General features: G+C 41.9%; 27 protein-coding genes and 1 pseudogene. 4 read left to right on the top strand and 24 right to left on the bottom strand.

Annotated elements, in window-relative coordinates:
• Window positions 1-107: 107 nt before the first annotated feature.
• From QWZ13_RS18495 to QWZ13_RS18450, 10 genes are all read right to left on the bottom strand, one after another.
• Window positions 108-266, bottom strand: a complete 159-nt coding sequence (locus tag QWZ13_RS18495; protein WP_290283096.1) for a hypothetical protein — start codon at window positions 264-266, stop codon at window positions 108-110.
• Window positions 267-546: 280 nt separating this feature from the next.
• Window positions 547-1,152 (bottom strand): LysE family translocator, encoded by a 606-nt coding sequence (locus QWZ13_RS18490; RefSeq protein WP_290283095.1) that lies wholly within the window; start codon window positions 1,150-1,152, stop codon window positions 547-549.
• Window positions 1,153-1,660: 508 nt separating this feature from the next.
• The gene (locus QWZ13_RS18485) at window positions 1,661-1,846 is read right to left on the bottom strand and encodes a hypothetical protein (protein ID WP_290283094.1); all 186 of its coding nucleotides are present in this window, start codon (window positions 1,844-1,846) and stop codon (window positions 1,661-1,663) included.
• A complete protein-coding gene (locus QWZ13_RS18480; protein ID WP_290283093.1) occupies window positions 1,815-2,216 on the bottom strand; it encodes a GFA family protein in 402 nt (133 codons plus the stop codon). The genes QWZ13_RS18485 and QWZ13_RS18480 overlap by 32 nt, the downstream gene beginning before the upstream one ends.
• Before the next feature lie 429 nt (window positions 2,217-2,645).
• Window positions 2,646-3,008, bottom strand: coding sequence for a VOC family protein (locus QWZ13_RS18475; RefSeq protein WP_290283419.1), 363 nt, complete (start codon window positions 3,006-3,008; stop codon window positions 2,646-2,648).
• 50 nt (window positions 3,009-3,058) lie between these two features.
• Entirely contained in the window at window positions 3,059-3,220 is a 162-nt protein-coding gene (locus QWZ13_RS18470; protein ID WP_290283092.1) for a hypothetical protein, read from the bottom strand.
• Window positions 3,160-3,681, bottom strand: a complete 522-nt coding sequence (locus tag QWZ13_RS18465) for a DUF1801 domain-containing protein (protein WP_290283090.1) — start codon at window positions 3,679-3,681, stop codon at window positions 3,160-3,162. The genes QWZ13_RS18470 and QWZ13_RS18465 overlap by 61 nt, the downstream gene beginning before the upstream one ends.
• A gap of 66 nt (window positions 3,682-3,747) precedes the next feature.
• On the bottom strand, window positions 3,748-4,119 hold the full coding sequence (locus QWZ13_RS19965) for an NUDIX hydrolase (protein ID WP_353959001.1): 372 nt from the start codon (window positions 4,117-4,119) through the stop codon (window positions 3,748-3,750).
• Between the two features lie 21 nt (window positions 4,120-4,140).
• Window positions 4,141-4,572, bottom strand: a complete 432-nt coding sequence (locus tag QWZ13_RS18455; protein WP_290283088.1) for a GNAT family N-acetyltransferase — start codon at window positions 4,570-4,572, stop codon at window positions 4,141-4,143.
• A gap of 151 nt (window positions 4,573-4,723) precedes the next feature.
• Complete coding sequence (locus QWZ13_RS18450) at window positions 4,724-5,224, bottom strand: NUDIX hydrolase (protein ID WP_290283087.1); 501 nt, start codon at window positions 5,222-5,224, stop codon at window positions 4,724-4,726.
• Between QWZ13_RS18450 and QWZ13_RS20030 the strand changes: the two genes are divergently transcribed.
• Window positions 5,202-5,339, top strand: coding sequence for a hypothetical protein (locus tag QWZ13_RS20030; RefSeq protein WP_290283086.1), 138 nt, complete (start codon window positions 5,202-5,204; stop codon window positions 5,337-5,339). The genes QWZ13_RS18450 and QWZ13_RS20030 overlap by 23 nt on opposite strands.
• Window positions 5,340-5,422: 83 nt before the next feature.
• Here QWZ13_RS20030 and QWZ13_RS20100 read toward each other — a convergent pair.
• From QWZ13_RS20100 to metE, 6 genes and pseudogenes are all read right to left on the bottom strand, one after another.
• Window positions 5,423-5,830 (bottom strand): annotated as a pseudogene (locus QWZ13_RS20100) (Abi-alpha family protein); the annotation flags it as partial.
• A gap of 284 nt (window positions 5,831-6,114) precedes the next feature.
• Window positions 6,115-6,306 carry a DUF4177 domain-containing protein gene (locus QWZ13_RS18435; protein ID WP_290283084.1) on the bottom strand — a complete coding sequence of 64 codons (192 nt, stop codon included), beginning with the start codon at window positions 6,304-6,306 and terminating at the stop codon, window positions 6,115-6,117.
• 36 nt (window positions 6,307-6,342) lie between these two features.
• A complete protein-coding gene (locus QWZ13_RS18430) occupies window positions 6,343-6,852 on the bottom strand; it encodes a carboxypeptidase-like regulatory domain-containing protein (protein ID WP_290283083.1) in 510 nt (169 codons plus the stop codon).
• Window positions 6,853-7,089: 237 nt separating this feature from the next.
• Window positions 7,090-7,485, bottom strand: a complete 396-nt coding sequence (locus QWZ13_RS18425; protein ID WP_290283082.1) for a GreA/GreB family elongation factor — start codon at window positions 7,483-7,485, stop codon at window positions 7,090-7,092.
• A gap of 261 nt (window positions 7,486-7,746) precedes the next feature.
• On the bottom strand, window positions 7,747-7,869 hold the full coding sequence (locus tag QWZ13_RS18420) for a hypothetical protein (RefSeq protein WP_290283081.1): 123 nt from the start codon (window positions 7,867-7,869) through the stop codon (window positions 7,747-7,749).
• Between the two features lie 29 nt (window positions 7,870-7,898).
• Window positions 7,899-10,226 (bottom strand): 5-methyltetrahydropteroyltriglutamate--homocysteine S-methyltransferase, encoded by a 2,328-nt coding sequence (gene metE, locus QWZ13_RS18415; protein WP_290283080.1) that lies wholly within the window; start codon window positions 10,224-10,226, stop codon window positions 7,899-7,901.
• Window positions 10,227-10,290: 64 nt separating this feature from the next.
• On the opposite strand from metE, the gene QWZ13_RS18410 reads away from it, so the two are divergent.
• Entirely contained in the window at window positions 10,291-11,226 is a 936-nt protein-coding gene (locus QWZ13_RS18410) for a LysR substrate-binding domain-containing protein (RefSeq protein WP_353959000.1), read from the top strand.
• 5 nt (window positions 11,227-11,231) lie between these two features.
• Here QWZ13_RS18410 and QWZ13_RS18405 read toward each other — a convergent pair whose 3' ends face one another.
• The 4 genes from QWZ13_RS18405 to QWZ13_RS18390 are packed head-to-tail and all read right to left on the bottom strand — an operon-like array spanning window position 11,232 to window position 14,975.
• The gene (locus tag QWZ13_RS18405) at window positions 11,232-11,960 is read right to left on the bottom strand and encodes a response regulator transcription factor (protein WP_290283079.1); all 729 of its coding nucleotides are present in this window, start codon (window positions 11,958-11,960) and stop codon (window positions 11,232-11,234) included.
• Window positions 11,921-12,940: a hypothetical protein gene (locus tag QWZ13_RS18400; protein WP_290283078.1), complete on the bottom strand. Its 1,020-nt coding sequence runs from the start codon at window positions 12,938-12,940 to the stop codon at window positions 11,921-11,923. Before QWZ13_RS18400 ends, QWZ13_RS18405 begins: the two co-directional genes overlap by 40 nt.
• Complete coding sequence (locus QWZ13_RS18395; RefSeq protein ID WP_290283077.1) at window positions 12,937-13,392, bottom strand: hypothetical protein; 456 nt, start codon at window positions 13,390-13,392, stop codon at window positions 12,937-12,939. Before QWZ13_RS18395 ends, QWZ13_RS18400 begins: the two co-directional genes overlap by 4 nt.
• The gene (locus tag QWZ13_RS18390; RefSeq protein WP_290283076.1) at window positions 13,389-14,975 is read right to left on the bottom strand and encodes a sensor histidine kinase; all 1,587 of its coding nucleotides are present in this window, start codon (window positions 14,973-14,975) and stop codon (window positions 13,389-13,391) included. Before QWZ13_RS18390 ends, QWZ13_RS18395 begins: the two co-directional genes overlap by 4 nt.
• A 148-nt stretch (window positions 14,976-15,123) precedes the next feature.
• Here QWZ13_RS18390 and QWZ13_RS18385 point away from each other — a divergent pair, with 148 nt between their 5' ends.
• Window positions 15,124-15,999 carry a hypothetical protein gene (locus QWZ13_RS18385; RefSeq protein WP_290283074.1) on the top strand — a complete coding sequence of 292 codons (876 nt, stop codon included), beginning with the start codon at window positions 15,124-15,126 and terminating at the stop codon, window positions 15,997-15,999.
• Window positions 16,000-16,094: 95 nt separating this feature from the next.
• Here QWZ13_RS18385 and QWZ13_RS18380 read toward each other — a convergent pair whose 3' ends face one another.
• Both QWZ13_RS18380 and QWZ13_RS18375 read right to left on the bottom strand, forming a co-directional pair.
• Window positions 16,095-17,483, bottom strand: coding sequence for a dihydrolipoyl dehydrogenase family protein (locus QWZ13_RS18380; protein WP_290283073.1), 1,389 nt, complete (start codon window positions 17,481-17,483; stop codon window positions 16,095-16,097).
• Between the two features lie 45 nt (window positions 17,484-17,528).
• Complete coding sequence (locus QWZ13_RS18375; protein ID WP_290283071.1) at window positions 17,529-17,978, bottom strand: DUF1499 domain-containing protein; 450 nt, start codon at window positions 17,976-17,978, stop codon at window positions 17,529-17,531.
• Window positions 17,979-18,084: 106 nt separating this feature from the next.
• On the opposite strand from QWZ13_RS18375, the gene QWZ13_RS18370 reads away from it, so the two are divergent.
• Window positions 18,085-18,513, top strand: coding sequence for a MarR family winged helix-turn-helix transcriptional regulator (locus QWZ13_RS18370; protein WP_290283069.1), 429 nt, complete (start codon window positions 18,085-18,087; stop codon window positions 18,511-18,513).
• Between the two features lie 8 nt (window positions 18,514-18,521).
• Here the strand turns inward: QWZ13_RS18370 and trhA are convergent, their stop codons facing one another.
• Window positions 18,522-19,163: a PAQR family membrane homeostasis protein TrhA gene (gene trhA, locus QWZ13_RS18365; RefSeq protein ID WP_216000195.1), complete on the bottom strand. Its 642-nt coding sequence runs from the start codon at window positions 19,161-19,163 to the stop codon at window positions 18,522-18,524.
• A gap of 164 nt (window positions 19,164-19,327) precedes the next feature.
• Complete coding sequence (bamJ, locus tag QWZ13_RS18360) at window positions 19,328-19,804, bottom strand: BamJ family beta-barrel-assembly machinery protein (RefSeq protein WP_216000194.1); 477 nt, start codon at window positions 19,802-19,804, stop codon at window positions 19,328-19,330.
• Window positions 19,805-19,816 lie beyond the last annotated feature (12 nt).

Genomic DNA, 19,816 nt, shown 5'->3' with positions numbered 1-19,816 from the left:
GCGATGACGCTTCACCGAAAGTCAAACTGCATCAGGTGTTTCAGCATCAAATATTTCGAGTTCATATGCCTCTTCATAGTTAGCGGTGAGGCAAATTTGCTCTTTAACTATCTAAGGGCGTCTTTTTGTTCTTGGACTGAATTCAGAGGTCTATGCACGCCATCATTATAGCTTGTTGCCATGAGAACAAAAGCAACCGCTACACAGCTTGCATCAACAAACGTATTTTCATCCAAACCCGTTATAAGCAAAGCAATAGTGATCAATATGCCTATAAATAAAGTTATTAACCAATAAAACCGTCTGATTTTTGGTGCAAAAACCTCAGCATATAATCCTGCCAACACAAAGCCAAGCAGGCTAGAAATAAGTATACTTATAAAGCTAGAAAGGGTGTTTTCAATATCCCCTAAATATACAGTGGTATAAAAAAATGGGATTGGAAAGAATACAATACCCAACCCAAAGTGCTTTATCCTTGCTTTCATTAAATTATTCCTTATTTTAAATCAGTTTTTGAATCCATTGTTAAACTAAAACCTTAAGTTAAGCTAAGAAGTTGGCGTAGATCATATTCAAGGTAACGGCTAACAACGAAGTACCGCCCATGAAGTTAATTACCCCGGTAACGAGATTAAGCTTTATTTTTCTACGCGCAATAATAATGATAGAGCCAGCCAGTAGTATCCAGCAAGCCAACATTGCCACATGAACTAGCCCTAGCGCAATGAAGCCGGTCAGGGAATTACCTGCAAAAATAGGCGTTACTGTCAGGTACAAAACAATGGCTCGCGCATTGATTAAGTTTAATAATAATGCTTGTTTAAAGCCTACTAATCTATGATTCAGCGCTAAATTTTCATGGAACGCTTGAATGCCAGTGAACAATAACTTAAATCCAAGCCAGCCCAAAAAGGCTATGCCAAATAAGTGGAGTGCATACATCGCTTGAGGATTGTTGGCTATGAGTGTTGAAACACCTAAGCCCACCAAGGTGGCATGTAGAACAATGCCAACGCCGGAGCCCAAAATCACAGGCAGCACACCACGTAGCCCAGCAATAGCAATATTTGAAATGGCCAATGTAAAGCTAGTACCAGGAGAGAGGGCAATAGGCAGAATGGTTATTATAAAGCCGGTAATGTCTATCATAGTGTGTAAATATTTAGGTAACTTATTGTGATAGTAACAAATAAATCAAGTTTCTTCGAAATTAAGTGTGTGCTTCAATAGGCAAACTTAGATTGTAGGGAATGCTTATAAATAAAATTTCAACAGTGGTGCACTTGAAGGATATCTAAAAGGGGAATATATATTCGAGTAAGACACTCGAATTTTGGAGAGTATACATTTTCCAATCCTAGTTCATGAATCAGTACTTCAAACGGAAATATGATGGATGTCCTAGTTTAACTATCCTTCATTTTTTACAAGACTAATAACAGTTTTATACTGAGTTTCAAAATATTCATTGCCAGAAACGGCAGTAAGATTTGGCCTCCTTGTCTGTGAGAGTAGCGAGTCGCAAATCTGTGCATATTCGGACTAAAGGGATTCCGTGAGTTTTTCTTTACCAGTGCTACTCAAAGCAAAATAGTGTGTTTTTGAGATATGTAGCTTCTTGTTCTTACCCACCACCTTTCAGAAGGACTTCGAATTTTCACAAAATCCTGATCGACAAGCTGTAAAATACTCTGAAAATAGTACCTATATATTTTGAATGCTTCTGGTTTCGCTGTTTTCTATAATGATAAAAATACAGTGTGGCGACAGCCACGTAAAGCCGTAGGCGTGCGTTAATAGTTTTTGTGTCTCTATTCAGGAAGTTGATCATAAGATTTAACATTGTCTAAGTTATCCTCCCACGAAGCAGCGCTTGCTTTGAAAATATGCGCTGTCGGTTTAATGGAAATCTCTTCGTTTAAACAGCCCGCTGGTACAACAACAAGTTTGTTGTTCATCTGAATGTTTGGAACGGCAGATCCACAACTTGAGCAGAAGCTTTTAACATGTTTCGTTTTTGGTAACTTATAGGTGGTGATTTTAGATTTTCCTGTTCGCCAGATCAGCTTTGCTGTTGTTGAAAATAAATTTGATGCATGCGCTGAGCCCGTATCTTTCTGACAATGCTTGCAATGACATAGATAGAAACTTTCGAACTCACCATTGAGTTCAAAGCTCACATCACCGCATAAACACGAACCTGTATAATTCATCTCAAATATTACTCTCTGGGTATGGCAAATAATGTTCAATTCAAAGCCTGGTACGGGCGGGTTCTGCTACCTGTTAGTCTTTACGTGCAGCTACCATTAAATACTCGCAGGCATAACCTGCACCTGAAGTGTAACCAACTTCTCTCTCCTGTTTTGATACTACAAACCCAGAATTAGCCATGAAATCATTAATTTCCGACTCAGTGTAAGCCTAACGTTTTTCGGCAATAGAAAGGTAGCGAAACCATCTTCGCTTTGCTAATAATTTAAAATCAACCTCTAAAGCTGAATCCAAAGTAGCTAAGCCTATTGCAATATCTACAATTGGTTTAGCACCTATTTTTAAGCTCATGCTGCCAACGAGTTCAAAGCCCCCTGTGATAGCAGGTTAAAATCGGGCTTGAACATATAACTCTTCATTATGTGCATTTAAAGGTAAACAACTGCTTCAATGTTATTACCATCTGGATCAAATAAGAATGCCGCAAAGTAGTTTGGTGCGTAATGCTCTCTAATTCCCGGCTTGCCATTACAAATACCCGATGTAGCTAGCCCTTTCTCATAGAACGACGCTACAGATGCTTCATCTTTTGCTTTAAATGCTATATGACTCTTTGTAGAAGACTCTGATTTCTCAATTAGAAACCTAACATTAGGCTCGTGAGTAGTTCCAAAGCCAGCGGCAGATGAATCTGACCATTTTAATACAATGCCCAATGGTTTTAGTGCACTTGAATAGAATTTCAAGCACTTCTCAAATTCTACTACCTTAATTTCAAAGTGATCGATCATAAGTTTGCCTTGATTCAAATGCTAACCAATTTCTAGCACAAAACGTACGGCTAACCGCGCAAATATTTAATGGCGGCTTTTTTCGTTTCAAAGCAAAAATAGTGACAGCGAATATTTGTCCGTTTGAGCCGTTCGTAATGTGTTGAGATGATTAGGCTCCAAGTAATGGTAAATGTTTGATATTGTGATAACGCAACGACATTGAAATACATGCTTTTAACTCAGATATTGGTATATCCTCTGATAGTGGAAATACCATTTCCCTATTGCCTACGAATTGAAACGATTCGCTATATATTTCTCTGAATGTTTCAATTAGGGTTGTGTTACAGTTGAAATAGATAGAAAAAATTTCTGGGTTCTTCGGCTTCCAATCTATTCTAATGGGGCTTCCTTTTTTGGCTGCGTAGCTTGGCTCGCCCCACTTCAACGCCTCCGTAATCTCTCCAACCTCATCAGCTTCGGCGACCTCAAGAATTAACCCTCTAATATCTAAAAGCCGATTTCGAACATGGTCTGGATATGAATCGAATTTTTTCTTTACTTCGGCATCCACTAAGATTGTTCTCCGAATCTGATTTACACATAGCGTTAAGCTAACGGGCAGTAACGTAGCGGTATAATCGCGAAGCACCGCTGCGGTTAATTTGTCCGACATCCCAAATTTAAGCAAGTCTCGCGATTCAAGTACTCTACCTTGACGTTCGACTCAATCTCTATTGAAGTTAACCCGTATTTGTTATGTGAAGTTGCCAAGTTCATGCTTTATAAAGTGTATATCTGCTTCATAAAAGTCAGAAGTAGGAATTCCATCCAAGTCAAACCAATGGAAGGTTTGTTTACGCACCGGATCGACTTCAACTGGTTTCGAATTTTGCTTAGCTTCAAAAACAATATAATGTATTTTCCCACCATATTCGTTTGTCAAAGATCGACTGCCTAGCACACTCAATCCAGTAATACCTGTTTCTTCCATTAACTCTCTTCTGGCTGCAACCTCACCAGACTCTCCTTCATCGACAGACCCGCCTGGAAACTCAAATACCATGCCTTTTGCACGTCGATATCTCTTCTGTATGAGAACTTTTCCATTCCTAACCAAAACAGCCATTGAGAGTTCTTTCATAAGGGATCACCCGAGACCTTTCAACATAACGTTTACGGCTGGGGAGAGGTCACGAGCCCCAAGCCCCAAGTCCGTACTTGTTAATGTTAGCGCCATTTTGACTACGCCGTTTACTAAACCTATCTCTTTAAATCCAATCCGTTCATACATGTATCGTGCTGCATTACTTTCGTACACACCACAAGTTATGACCTCAGAACTAGTTTTACTTGCCAGCTCTCGATACCATTTAAAAAATCGGCCACCCAAAGTTCGATTTTGATATGGTGATGCAATTTGTAACGTATGAATGTGAATACATTTTTCCTTTAACTCATAGAATGAGAAACCTAATACTTGGCCGGACTTAGCAATTACGATACCGTCTTGGGCTAGAAAGTGTTCCCTAATCTTTTGCTCATTCCAATCTTCGCCTCTACTGACGTAGTAACTAAGCATATTCTGCTTCATTAATTCAAAAACAGGATCGATTAACTTTTTGGATAAAGGCTGAATCATACAATTACCATTAACGTTTTTGTGACGAAGGCCCGCCCGCTACAGCGGGTTAGTTTAAGCGGGCCCGTTCCAGCCACTGCTTGTTAGTAGTTTACGCAACAGCAGATAATAGTGATGGTTCATATATTTCATGCCAGTGATGGTGAACCACCCTTATTTCCATTGGAGCAATGTATTTTCTAGATACACACTCATGAACTGGCAAGTAATCTTCAATTTTCTCTACGACTGACGAGCAGAATGCCATATAAGAAATGGATGGATAGTTCAACGAAGTGGTCTTTAGCAATGGCTCTACACGAATAAAACCAAGTAAGACTACATTTCCTACATGTACACAGGCTTCCTCTAGAACTTCTCTCTTGAACGCTGCTTCGTAATTTTCGCCAGGATCTAAATGACCGCCCGGCAGTTCAAAACCCCGATGATTTTCCACTACCAATAGCTCGTCACCTTTAAAGCAATATCCATGCGCCGTAGTGACTATGGAGTCCTTCGGAATATCCTCAGGTAATACCCACTGCAACTTATATTCGGTATCACCCCATGTGACTAGATGCATCTGATTCATGGCTACTAACGCCCGTAACACGCGCGAGCTTTCGAGTCGCAGTGCTTACGCTTGTTACTTTTGTTCATTTACGGGTTTCAGTTTCAAAGCATCAAATAGAGCCAATCCGTACCTTGTAGTCTTTGATTCCATGTGAAGCTTTCCACCACTCATTTTCCTTTCAACTCTAAGGCAACCTAGTCTATCTAGCTCGTTCCATGCTAATTCTTTATCGGTTTCAAATGAACCAAATACAATTGCCGAAGAAAAATCCTCTGGTAAAGTAGAATCAAGGTCAACTAACTTCGAAACGGAATCTATTGAATTCCAATAGTTCGTATAAGATTTATCAAATATTGAAGCCATAAGAGGTGTAAAACGTTCCAGCGTATCAATATAACTGCGCATGAATGTTTCATTTACTTCTTTATTAGTTGTAGCCACAACTATTAAGCGGGCATATAAGTCTTGCAACTCGTCAACTTCTTCAAGGGAGGCGGCTTCTATTAATGGGATCGCACTTTTTAAGGGTAAGGCGAATACGGGTTTATCAAACCCTTCTAGTCTCAGAAACTCGTTTGCCCGCTTTATAAGCCGATGCTGCCTTTCCCAGCGGAGGTATTTGAGTTTATCAGCAAATACTCCCATTCCAGCTTCTAATGACTCCCGAGTAAACTCAGCGATGAAAGCACCGAACTTTTCAGAAGTTTCTGCTACTTTTACGACAGCTTTAGACGCCTCTTGAACAGCCTTAGCATTTTCATTACATTCCTGCGACATACCTGCTTCGCCTCCTAAAAGTAACACCTTATTCTACCGCTCTAGCCTCCATATCAGGCTAAATCCAAGATAAGCGGATAAATAAAAATAATAGCCATATTGAACACCTAGGCCACTAAAGTCAAATGTCGTTCAGTTTTCAAATAGCCGTTTCAATCGACATTCTTATAAACACACACCACCGATTGTGGGTAGCCATATAGCGTAACCACACTCATGCTTACAAACTGCCAGCCGTTGGTGGCTTGGGCGTTTATCTCGTTATTGAGTTCTTCGGTATTTACTTCCGAGCTAAACCAGCGCTTTTTAAACTTGTAGTTAATGGTTTTGTATTTGTTATTCATGAGCTTATTCCTTGGTTAAGCGGCAATCTAGGGTGGCTATTTTAAATAACTTAACCAGCTTGGAAAATCTCGGGCGATCATGCCGTGTAAGGCTTCTTTGTTGACTACCCCTAAGTTGGTGCGGAAATCCAGTTTGTTTTTATTTGCCGATATTACGGAGACACTTGCCGAAACGGGTTTAAAAACGCCAATGGTCCCGGGCTGTGCTTCAACATAGTTATTGGTCAGAGCGCCGGTCATAAACCAGTTTTCTGAAGAAGTCGATCGCTCTATTTTCCACTGAGACATTGCGTAGTGGCCGGGAGGTACGTTTGCTAAAAAATAAAACCCTTGTGAGTTAGATTTTATTAGGTGTGTTTTCCCAGTATCGAGATTCTCAATTTTAATTTGAATGGGGGTTTTCTGAACGCCTTTATAAAACAAGCGCCAAGGTTTATTAAGTTCAACCGATATGGTGCCGGTTAAAGCGCTAGATTCAGTCGATTTGGGTTCTAAGCTAGCGCAGCTCACAAGAAAGAGGGTGAATACAACAATAAGCTTTTTCATAGAGCCTCTAATTATTAGTGTTTTGAATTCATCGTAACCAGCAAAGCCTTAGAGGGTATCGTTAAGGCTAAATACTTGGCTTCTAGGCAGCCCGTTTTTTGGTTTATAGTGAGGCTGTATTTGCGCTATTAGAGTAATGGGTTTTTAAGGGGCATGCAAAAAGAACCCTACGAGCCGTTGTGGGTTACGTAGGGTTCCTTTATTGGATTCTAACTTTTTTGTGGTAAGCCATGCAGCCTAAGCAAGCTTCTGTGCTCGTTCTGCGTGGTTCACATTGGTGATTTTTACGGTAACAGTTTCACCTTTGCTCATTGGCCATTCTATTGTTTGCCCTTCACTCAAGCCGATAATGGCGCTGCCAATGGGAGACATAATAGATAACCCGCCGTCTTCTAGCTTTGGTTTAGGCGTTACTAATTTATAGGTGAAGGCTTTTTGTGTGGTTTCAATAATAAAGCTCACGGTTGAGTTTATGGCTACTATGTTTCCTGGTAAATCTTTTAACGCCACTACGTTAGCGCGATCGAGTTCGGCGCTGAGTTTTTCAAGCTCTTCAGTCGATTTCATTTTATCTAGTAAGTCACTGATTAAATCAAAGTCGTAGCTTGATATTGTGATCTCTGGGTTGTTCATGTTGCTCTCCTAATTAGGTTCTGGGTGTTATTGCCTTGCTTGCAGTTTAAATGCTGTATTGGCAAAGCGTGTTTTTTTGAGAAAGCCTAAACGCTACTAAGCGCACAGCACGAACACACTGCGCTAGTTGGGCAGAGTGGGTCGCGCTTAGTGCGAATTAGTTGGCGTTTTGGGTGTTTTTAAATTTTAAACAGGTGAGTTTAAGGGCGACTAAGAGTGTCCGCCCTTAATCGCCCTTAAACGGGAAAAGTACTGCAGGATCTAACGAACCGCAGTGAACAAATAGAAATAGAATAGTTGCATGTAATATAAGTCATAGGCAGAGCTTAGCATGCAATAAATAAAATGGAAGGGTCTAATTCTTAATTTAAGCAAAGCAGACAATTAAAAAAATTACCTGCTTTTTTACCTGGCTAAGCGAGTGCCTTTTCAGGTGTCTTTAACGCATGGCTGGGTGAACCTTCTGCGCGCAATTCTTTGGCGGCGGCCACCATGTTTTCAAGTGCGGGTGTTACCTCAGACCATTGTCGAGTTTTTAAACCACAATCTGGGTTTACCCATAATCGCTCTTTGGGTATGCGCTCCGCGGCTTTTCGCATTAAGGCAACAATGCTCTCCTTGGTGGGTAAATTAGGCGAGTGGATGTCGTAAACACCGGGGCCTATTTGGTTCGGGTAATTAAAATGTTGGAAAACATCCAATAGTTCCATGTCTGAACGGGAGGTTTCTATGGTGATAACATCGGCGTCCATATCGGCAATGGCTTCAATAATGTCGTTGAACTCCGAGTAGCACATGTGCGTATGAATCTGGGTGCTATCTTTTACGCCATTGGCGGTGACTTTGAATGCTTTAATCGCCCAATCTAAGTAAGCCTGCCACTCTGATTTTTTCAACGGTAGCCCTTCACGCAATGCGGCTTCATCTATTTGAATTATGTTGATGCCGGCTTTTTCAAGATCCAGTACTTCAGATTTTATGGCTAGTGCAAGCTGCAGTGCCGTAACGGATCTTGGTTGGTCATCGCGCACAAATGACCAGTTTAGGAGAGTGACAGGGCCAGTAAGCATTCCTTTCATGGGTTTGCTTGTTTGTGCCTGAGCATACTTTGTCCAACTGACCGTCATCGGGAACGGGCGGCTTATGTCTCCGAATAAAATAGGGGGTTTTACACAACGAGATCCATAAGATTGTACCCAGCCAAATTGGCTAAACGTATATCCTTGAAGCTGCTCACCAAAGTATTCAACCATATCATTGCGCTCTGCTTCACCATGAACCAAAACATCTAAGCCAATGGCTTCTTGAATGGAAACGCATTCATTGATGGCTTCACGGATTTTATGTTGATAGTCACTGAATCGTATATCGCCTCGTTTGAATTGTTGGCGTATTTTACGAATGTCCTCAGTTTGCGGGAACGAACCAATTGTCGTAGTTGGGTACAGCGGTAAATGAAATTGCTTTGATTGTATTGCTGCACGCGTTTCGTAGCCGCTATCACGAGCTTCGTCGGTTTTGGTTATTGCGCTCAATGCGTTTTGCACAATTGGATTATGTATTCGCGCTGAACTTGCACGGCTTTCTAGAGCTTTGCTATTTTGATCCAGTTCCGATTCTACCGTGTGACGACCGTGGTTAAGTGCCTGTTTCAAAATCGCCAACTCTTGAAGCTTTTGATGCGCAAATGAAAGCCAAGACTTAATTTCATCATCCAGTTTATCTTCGCTATTTAAATCCACCGGTACATGAATCAAAGAACAGGATGGCGCTAACCAAAGTCGATGTTTGAGCTTGTTTGAAATTGGTTCTAGCCAGTTTAGTGTGGCGTTTAAGTCGCTAACCCATACGTTACGACCGTTTATGACGCCTAAAGAAAGTATTTGGTTGTCCGTTAATTGGTTCGTTAAAAACTCTACTTCGTGCTGAGCATTGATGGCGTCTAAGTGAAAGCCCGCTACGGGTAATTGGCTGGTGAAGTGCAGGTTTTCACCTAAGCTGCCAAAATAGGTAGTCAGTAATAGTTTAATTGGGGTGTCAGAAAGCGCCTTGTACAATGCATCAATGGTATCTAACCAAGGTTTTTCGAGCTCAGTTACTAAAATGGGTTCATCTATTTGCACCCATTCCACTTGGTGCTCGCTCAGTAATGTGAGTAAATCAATGTATTGCTCTACTAATTGCTGAGCAAATTCCAGAGGATGGCTTTTGTCTTTTGGTTTGCTTAACCATAAATAAGTTGCCGGACCAATGATCACGGGTTTTATGGCACGGCCAAATTGTTGCGCTTCTTTTATTTGACTCAACAATGCGGTTGCATTGAGCTTAAACTCGGAGCCTTGAGTGAGCTCTGGCACAATGTAATGGTAATTTGTATCAAACCATTTTGTCATTTCACCGGCATGTATGTGAGGGCAGGCATTTGTGTTTTGGTTACGAGCAGAACGCCCTCGGGCCACGCTAAAATATTGATCTAATCGATTGCCATCTATGTTTTTAGCGCGCTCAGGTAAGTGACCCAACATAAAACTGGTATCGAGTACGTGATCGTAAAATGAAAAATCACCCACAGGTGTAAAATCGAGCGAAGCTTGTACTTGCCAGTTTTTTGATCGAATGGCTTGTGCGGTGGCATGTAAGTCGGCCTCTGTACTTTTGCCCTGCCAGAAAGATTCGAGTGCAAATTTTAATTCTCGGTTCGCTCCAATTCTTGGGAACCCTAAGTTATGTGTTAACGCCATGAGATAATCCTTTGTAACAATGAGTCAGTGGCGCTAGGTTAAGGATATTTATTCATGACGTATAATGGTATATATTCACCAACTCATTAATTATATTCATGGTTGTTATGTGCTGGAAAGAATTCACTTTTCGATAATAAGAGAAACCGAGCGCTTAGGTACCTTAACCGCCGCCGCGCAGAGCTTATGTTTAACTCAGTCGGCGCTTAGCCATACTATGAGGAAATTAGAGCAAAAGTTAGGCACGGCCATCTGGCTGAGAGAAGGGCGCACACTGCAACTCACCCAGTCTGGGCATTATTTACTAAACGTGGCCAACCGAATTTTGCCGCAATTAGAACATGCCGAGGTGCAGCTAAAGCAATTCGCACAAGGTCACCGAGGCGAATTACGCATTGGCATGGAATGCCACCCCTGTTACCAATGGTTACTCAAGGTGGTGTCGCCATTTTTAGAGCAATGGCCCAATGTCGATATCGATGTGAAGCAAAAGTTTCAATTTGGTGGCATGGGCGCGTTGTATGGTCATGAAATAGATCTATTGGTCACGCCAGACCCAATCATTAAGCCCGGTTCTAGTTTCGAGCCAGTTTTTGAATATGAGCAAGTGCTCGTTGTGCATAATGCACATAAGCTGGCCAAGCAAGCTTCTGCAGTGCCCAGCGATTTAATGGAAGAAGTGCTGATTACTTATCCTGTTGCGCGAGATCGGCTGGATATTTTTACGCATTTTTTGTCGCCTGCGGGCATCACACCAAAGCAACATAAAACCATTGAAACCACAGACATTATGTTGCAGATGGTGGCAAGTAAACGTGGGGTGGCTGCGTTGCCTAAGTGGCTTGCTCAAGAATACCAATCTAAGTTGCCGATTAAGACGGTTAGGTTAGGGAAGAAAGGCGTACCTAAAAAAATCTATTTAGGGGTTCGTGATGCCGACAAAGACACCGATTATCTCAAAGCACTGATGCAAATTGCACGAAATACTCAACACCCATAAGTACACTACTCTGTCCAGGTGTAGCCCTGACCACGAATGGTTTTTATCCATTCTCCTTGTGGAAGCTTTTTTCGTACCTCTGATACTAAAATATCGGCGGTGCGTGATACACCATCGTATTCGATGCCTCGAATCGTTTTCATGATGTCATCACGAGAAACTATTTTACCCTGTGCTTCTTTTAAACACAGCAGTAACCGGAATTCGGGCTGTGTTAACTCTACCCTTGAGTCTTGAAAGTAAACTTCTTGTTTTACTTTATCAAACCTAAAGTCACTTTGACTTTGATTGCCTATTGTTGTGGATATATCGGTTGTTTGCCGTCGTAACATCGCTCTTACTCGGGCCAATAACCGGCGGGGTTCAACAGGCTTCGCTAAATAATCATCGCCTCCAATCTCTAACCCCAATATCTCGTCGATAGAATCGCCTCGTGCTGTTAAAAAAAGTATAGGTCCATAGAAAGATTGCCTGAGTTTTTGACAAACAGCCATGCCATCTAAGCCTGGCAGCATTATATCTAAGATGACTAAATCTGGGTTTGTTTCAGGAATGCGTTTTACCGCATCAAGGCCGTTAACAATAATGTCAACTGAATAACCGTGGCTTTCTAAATAGGTGGCCGTTAACTCGGCTAATCCAGCATCATCCTCTACTAAGCTAATAGTTGCGTATTCAAAATCGGTTTGCATGATTAATATATTTTCCAAAGAAGGCCAGCTTTGGTTTCCCAATAGCTGGGTTCAGACATCACAGCATTAGCACTAACAGAAAGCTTTAAATTTGAAGTAATTCGATTCGCTAAAGCGATACTCAGCTCATGCTCGGCGTCGATAAGGTCGTACTCACCAGCAACCTCAACATTCCACTTTTTGCCCACGCTGGCTTCTACATTCAATGTTTGCCATAGTTTTTGATGCGTTGCACTGACATCGATTGACAGTTCAGACCCTTTCCAGCGAACTTTAGGTTCCAATTCTAAAGTGCCTTCGCTTAATTCGTAATCGAAACCTGTAGAGGCTTCTATGCTTTTCCATTTGAACCGAGGTGAAGTAGACAGGTTAAAGCTGAGTTCTTTACTAATGTAATTTAACCCAAGCGAAACGGGTAGCCTAAGGTTTTGCCAATTGATAGCACTGCCCACTTGGAACATTAATAATGTATTTGAGGTAGAGTCTGGTGTTTGTACTAGGGGCTGTTTCATTAACCCACCGTAGCCAGTATAGGTTTCGATATAAGCCGGTTGTTTAAATAATTCCCAAGCCGGAAAGCTAAACGTAGATTTACCTTGCAAGGAAAGAATTCCGTACTGCTGTTCTTCATTAGATTGTGATTGAAACGATACTCGCGCTAATAATAAATGACGTAGTTGGTTCTTTTGTTTTTTTTGTGCGTCGAGTATTTTTAACTTTACTTTTAAGGCTACATTTTCGGGCAATTCATATGTATCGAGCGCGTATTGCCATTGATCAACCGCGTCATTATATCGTTGTAATTTGTAGAGCATTGTACCTTTTTCAAGGTACAGCCTTGGGGTGCTCGGGCATTTTGACATTAATGCATTGAGTTCAACTAATGTAGTGTACGGGCTATTTTGATCTTGATGCTCAATGATTTCGGTTAATGTCTCTTCCCATTTACAATCAGAAGCCAACGTTGTTGTTGCCATGGCAGCCATTACGCTTCCAATGGATAAAACTCTAAAAAGAATCACTCAACGTCCTCGTCATCTTCTTCATCGTCGTCCTCTTCTTCCTCTTCTTCCTCTTCTTCCTCTTCCTCTTCTATTTCAACATCATCTTCGTCGTCAAAATCATCGTCATCATCATCTTCTTCTTTAAACTCCAAGGCATCTTCTTGTAGCTCGAGCTGGTCTTCTAGCCAATCCTCAAGGCGCTCAGCTTCACTTTCGCCTAACTCTTCCAATAATGCTTCTAAATCTTCTTCGGAAATATTAAGGCGTAAGTTGAGCTGATTCAACCAAGTGTCTAGCTCTTCATCTACGGTTTCAGAGCCACTAGAGAATAATCGATCCAATTCATTCATCAGCTTTAATGTATCGGTCTCTTGAAGCAAGTTGTCAGGTAAATCATCCCAACTACCCCAGTCATCGGTTAGGGCTATGTTAGGGAGCAACAATAGAATTGTTACGCACAATCGTTTCATAGCAATACCCTCTTTTCATTGAATAAAGGCGAAGAAGAATCCTCAATCGTTAACCCTGTTTGAGTTTTTGGCCAAAGTGGTAACGTGACAGAAATACAACAGCCTCCGAGCGCAGATGGTTCTAGAGATAATTGACCATCGTAGTGTGCTGTAACCGCTTGCACTAAACTTAACCCTAATCCGTGATTCAAGTTTTGTGTGCCTCGGCTTTGATCTTTACGTTGGAACGGCATTAAAAAGCTTTCAAAATCGCGTGGTGTTAATCCGGGTCCATCGTCTTGAACTTTAAATTCAATGCAGTGTTTGTGCGCTTTCAAGTGAATGGACAGTCTTTTTTGTCCATATTGCATCGCATTATCAATTAAGTTTTGTGACAAGCGTCGCCAATGGCTGGAGTCTATCGGCACCATCATTTTTGTGTGGCTCACTTGCAGCTTAAGCTCAAAATTTGATGGGACGGTTTCTCGAACCTGTTTATAAAGTGAATGTGCAATATCAAACGGCTCTAATTCTGAGTGTTTCGTTGAATTTAATTGGTGATAGAGTAATAGCTCATTTATAAGATTGGTGAGCAATTGAATATCTCGATCCATTGTTTCAAGATGGTCCAAACTTTGGCTTTCCTTTGCCATTTCTAGCGCAAATTTAAGTCTCGCGATTGGCGTTTTCAAATCGTGTGAAACAGCCATATTTAATTGCTTATTCTGTTCGGCTTGTTTAATGAGATCGTTAGATAAATCTTCAATGTGTTTAGCCATTAATCCTAAGTTGTCGGAATAATCAGTGGGTAGGCTTAAGTAACCTTTGTTTTGAGTAAAGTCAGCCAAACCCCGACGAATGTCTTCTATACGATTATAAATGGGGCGAGTAATGAGGGTTAAAGCAATGGCTAATATAGACAACGCCAAAGTTAATACGCCAAACCACTGTAAAACGCTGAATGTTTCGAATCGAGCTATCGGACCAATTTTAATGACTTGTTCTGCACCGCCGGGTAAGTAAAGCCAATCTGACTGCTGGTCTTGCGCCGGTAAAAAAACCGCTTGGCCAGATTTCAGCTGTCGTAGTGAAAGTTTAGACAATGATTCTTCTTCACGGTCTACTCTTTCGAGTTGCCAAGGCATCTCTAGCTGTAATTGTTCAAAGTAAGCTTGACGCTTATCACTCGGCTGCAGCGAAATGTCGTTTAAAATTAGCCAACCAATTCCAATGTACCAGTCACGCCAATTAGACACCTTAACGCAAACGGCCAATTGATTGGTTAATCGGATATTTACTTCGGCACTTTGCTGAATCCAAGAAGAATGGATGATCTCTATCGGGCTACTTAGACTCATTTCATTGAGCTGCCAAGTAGTATTGGTCAAGCTGGATACTAAATCTAGCCAAGCTGTTTGTTCATCACCAGAGGCGGCGAGCCAACCGGTTGACACTAAATTACCTGCCGGAATTGCGCTTTTTTCAACAAACGATTCGTAGCGTCGATCTACTAATACTGTTAGAAGCGCTAGAATTAGGAGCGTTGTCGCAATAAAGCCAATCGCCATGCGTATGTATATTTGCGTAAACAGGTTTTTCATCATTTGTCTCTATGATTCTCATTCGCCTACTTTAATCGACTACGGCCTTTAATTACAGCAAGACTACAAACTTAGAACGTTTCTAGAACATTGTAGGGTGCGCAAGCGGGTTAAGCTGTGTTTACACATTCACCCAATGAGAATAAACACTATGAACAAGTTACTTCCAAGCATCTTATTCACATCTATCGCTCTCGTAGGCTGCAACCCAAGCGATGGCAGCAAGGGCGCTGTTACACTCGATATTCAAGCAAAAGCGAATACCGCACCAAAACAGGCCGTTCGCACGGTGGCTCGAAACACCAGCACGAGCGTAGACATTAGCGTTATTAATGCCTCGGGCGCTACGTTGGGTACCTTAACCCTAGACAGCGCTTGGGTTGTAGTGGATGAGATTGAGTTAGAGCACGAAGACGACTACGCGGATAATGAAGTCGAGGTTGAATCTGAAGAAGAAGTTGAATTTGTAGGCCCTTTTGTGGTCGACCTCGCTACCAACACCACTTACCCAGAGTTGCCACAAGTTGACATTAAAGCCGGCAATTACACAGACATCGAGTTTGAGCTTGAGCCTCTAAAAGAAGCCGATGTTGATTCGTTGGTGGGGTTAGACGACACAACGAAAGCAATTTTAACCGGAAAAACCATTCACTTTTCAGGCACCTATTTAAAAGCAAATGCCACAGAAGGTGTAGCCTTTACTTTTTCCACCGATGAAGATATTGAATTTGAATTCAGCGGTGAAGGCGAAGCTTCAAAAGGGTTTATGGTCGACGGTGCCGGTTTAAATGATGTCATTGTGGCATTTAGAACGGATGCTTGGTTTGATTTTTCAAATACAGAAACTAACAGCAATGCCAACATCGATTTAAGCGTGTTCGATGGCAACAGCGTTACCATCGAAGCCGGCAGTGAAATAGCCAATGTTGTGTTAGACAACATGGAAGAGTCAGCCGAATATGGTGAAGATTTAGACGACGACGGCGAGCTAGATGAAGACGAAGATGATGATTTAGATGATGAGTAAGAGTAACGCTTAGCTAGGATTCAAAAAAAGCGCATCTTAGATGCGCTTTTTTATTGAGTGTTCGTTTTTATAAAAAATAATAACGAAAGGTACTGTTAAGACTTACGAAACAATTTAACCACAGGGTGGTGCAAAATGTTATCTAGGTAAACTTGCTGTGCAATTTGCCTTAGAGAATCAGAGTAAGTTGGGTAGGGGTGAATCACACTTTGTAATTTACCAAAGTTTAGCCCCAGCGTTTTCATCACTTGCACTTCGGCAATTAACTCACCTGCACGGTCTGCAATAATGTGCGCGCCCAGTACTTTGCCTTTGCGATTAACAATTAGCTTAATCTTACCGAAGTCACCGGCCTTGGTGATCGCGCGATCGAGCTTTTCAAAATCGTAGTGGTACACGCGAATGCTGTCGCCGTGTTGTTCACGGGCTTCGGCTTCGGTTAAGCCAGCGCGAGCAAACTCTGGGTCTGTAAAGGTGGTCCAGGCTACATGCTGGTAATTCACCTTGCGGTTAATCACTGGCAAAATGGCGTTCATGGTCGCAAGCTTGCCTTGGTAGTTGGCCATGTGAGACAGCAAGTATGGCCCTGCTACATCTCCGCAGGCATACACACCTTTGGCCGTGGTTTGTAAATGTTCATCAACTACCACGCCACGCTCTACTTCAATACCGGCTTTATCTAGATCCATGCCTTTTACGTTAGGTGAACGACCCAGTGCAACTAAAATGGTTTCTGCTTCAAAGTGTGAAGATTCACCGTTGTTGTCGGTGGTTAAACGAATGCCTTGCGCGGTTTTTTCAACTTTTACTGCTTTATGGCCAAGTGCAAATTCAACGCCTTCTTGCTCGAGTTTGTTGCGAATAATTTCTGAGAACTCAGGTTCTTCACGGAACATGACTTCAGGCATCATCTCTACTACCTGTACAGCAACCCCTAAGCGATTCATCGACTGAGAGAGTTCCATACCAATTGCACCGGCACCTAAAACAATCACCGATTTCGGCAAACTGGTTTGTTGGAAAAAATTCTCATTGGTTAAGTAAGGCACATCGGCCAAACCAGGAATAGGCGGAACCATTGGGCTAGAGCCGGTGGCGATCATGACTTTTTTAGCCTGATATTGCTCACCGTTCACATCAATAACCTTCGGCGATACAAATTTAGCCGATCCCTGCACAAATACAGCACCGGCCTTTTCTAATACCTCAGGCGTTTCGTGGGTATAGATTTTTTCGCTCGTGGCGCGGACTTTTTCTAAAATCTCGGCGCTGTTGATGTTGATATCAGCGTATTTTTTAGCGATATGAATATCTTTAGCTTGGTTGATTAAACCTTTGCTCGGTACACAGCCCGACCAAGTACACTCACCACCGGGCTTGTCTTTTTCAATAATAAGTACTTTTTTACCAAAGCCAAGCGCTGTAAATGCGCTGGTTAGGCCTGCCGCGCCAGAACCTATAACGATAAGATCAAATTTTTTCACAGTGTTTCCTTTTTAATCGGTGACCAGTGGTGGTGACCATTAGACTCAGTTTGCTTGATAAAGTTCGGCAATTTTATTGTAGCGTTCTCGGTTTAAGCCCATATCGGAATAACCGGCGCGGCTAGCAGAGCGGAAATGCACTTCTTTGTTCTCTTGATCAATGTAAAACTCGACATCGTCTTTGTATTTCATGAGCGCGGTCGTAAAGATGACATACAAGTAGTTGTCAGTTTGTTCAATGATGGAAGCGTTGCCATATTCCGCACAAGCTGTTTTAAGTGATTGCATGGTTTCTTCCAGCGTTCCTTTCATGGCCAACGGCGCGACATACTTCTCTGGAATGTCAGTTTGGCTTGAAACGTTGTTCGGCTTTTTGCTGATTGGGCTAAGTTGGCCATTATTAACGCCTAATTCAGGTGTTTGGTTGTTTTGGTAAACAATGCGGCCAATATTGAAAATGATAAAAATTGCGATAATGGTTAGAATAGCGTTCATCTTGTATCTCCAAGTGTTATTTAGTTTGTGCGCAAAATAATGCATGGAAAAGATTGACTCGTCAATAGTTTGTGCGCAAAATAGTTGTTTTTTTAAGAGGTGCCTTATGTCTGAGTACAATCAGCTTAAACTCGAAAACCAAATCTGCCACTCTTTGTATTCAGCCACGAATGCACTCATTCGCGCGTACCGTCCTTTACTGGAGGTGCTCGATTTAACATACCCACAGTATTTAGTCATGTTAGCACTGTGGGAAGACGATGGCGTTATGATAAAACGTTTGGTTGAACGAACACGGTTAGATGCAGGCACACTCACGCCTATTTTAAAAAGATTAGAGCAAAAAGAGATTATTGAGCGGCAAACCAGCGAAGTGGATTCTCGTCAAAAAGTTATATTAGTGACTGAAGCGGGGCGGTTATTACAATCTAAAGCGGCCAGTGTTCCTGAAGCATTGAGTTGTAAGATAAAGTTTAGTCACGAGGAAGCTGTTTTGTTAAAACAGCTCACCGAAAAACTATACAGCGCCATATAACCTTTTCGTTAGAATACGTAAAACAAGATGGTGAAATAATGCAAAATAGCGCCAAGCAAAACAAATAGATGCCATATAAAGTGGTTTAACCATAGGCGCTGGTTTAAATAAAAGACCAAGCCAAGCGTATAAGTAATTCCGCCAGCCACTAACATGCCGACGCCCATAGGTTCTATGGCTTGTGATAGAGGCACTACAATTAATAAAGCCGACCAGCCCATCAGTAAATTTAAAAACACCATGAAGAGGTGGTATTTTCGCAACGGCGTAAGATGAACAATGGTTCCGGTAATCGCACAAAACCAAACAAATCCAAAGACGCTCCAGCCCCAAACACTCTGTAAGCTGACTAATGCAAAAGGCGTAAAAGTGCCTGCAATAAAATATAAAATAGCAATATGATCAAAGCGTTGCATTAATCGCCGAATAGTGGGTTCTGTTATCCAGTGGTATACCGCCGATGCAGAGAACAGGGTAATGACGGATGCGCCATAAATAATCGTGCTTACAACAGCCCATGGATTTGATGTGCTAACAGCAACGACGAGAAGCACCGCGGTGCCTATTACAGCCAGTAGGCTGCCGAGTGCGTGAGAAGCTGAGTTGAGTTGATCTTCTAAGCGACTGTAGGTAGGTAATGACGTATTCATAATAACCTTCTTGTAATACGACTAAGGTTACTATTGAGTATCGGCCAAGAATTTATTTTTGCCACTACTAAATGCTTAAGGTTTCTAAAAACTACAGACCGTCAAGCAACTGGCGAAAATTAGGCTGAAATTTTTTAATATTTTTCAGCCTAATTTAAGGGTGCTTATTCGTTAATACCGAGCAGTTCTACTTCAAAAATGAGTACGGCACCGGGTGGTATTTTCCCTGCTGCTTGGTTGCCATAACCTAGCTCACTCGGGATAGTTAGCTTAACTTTGTCTCCTACAACCATCGTTTGTAACCCCTCTGTCCAACCTTTGATAACCTGATTTAAACCAAAGCTAATCGGTTGGCCACGCTCAACAGAACTGTCAAAAACAGTGCCATCGGTTAAAGTGCCGTGGTAGTGAACCTTTACTCGATCCGACGCTTTCGGATGTTCAGTACCGTTGCCTTTTTCAAGAACCTCTATTTGCAGCCCTGATTCGGTGGTGACAACATTTACGTTTTTAGCGTTTTCGGACAAGTGCTCTAAACCCGCTTGCTTGTTTGCTTCGGCTAATTGGCTATTGTTTGCGTTGCGTTTAATTAAAACTAACAACGCAACAATGATAATGACCACTAATATTATTTTTGACATGTGTTACCTCAA

This window comes from Reinekea marina, assembly GCF_030409715.1.
Classification (GTDB): domain Bacteria; phylum Pseudomonadota; class Gammaproteobacteria; order Pseudomonadales; family Natronospirillaceae; genus Reinekea; species Reinekea marina.
The sequence above is the reverse complement of the archived record's forward strand: the minus strand, read 5'-3'. Positions and strand labels throughout refer to the sequence as shown.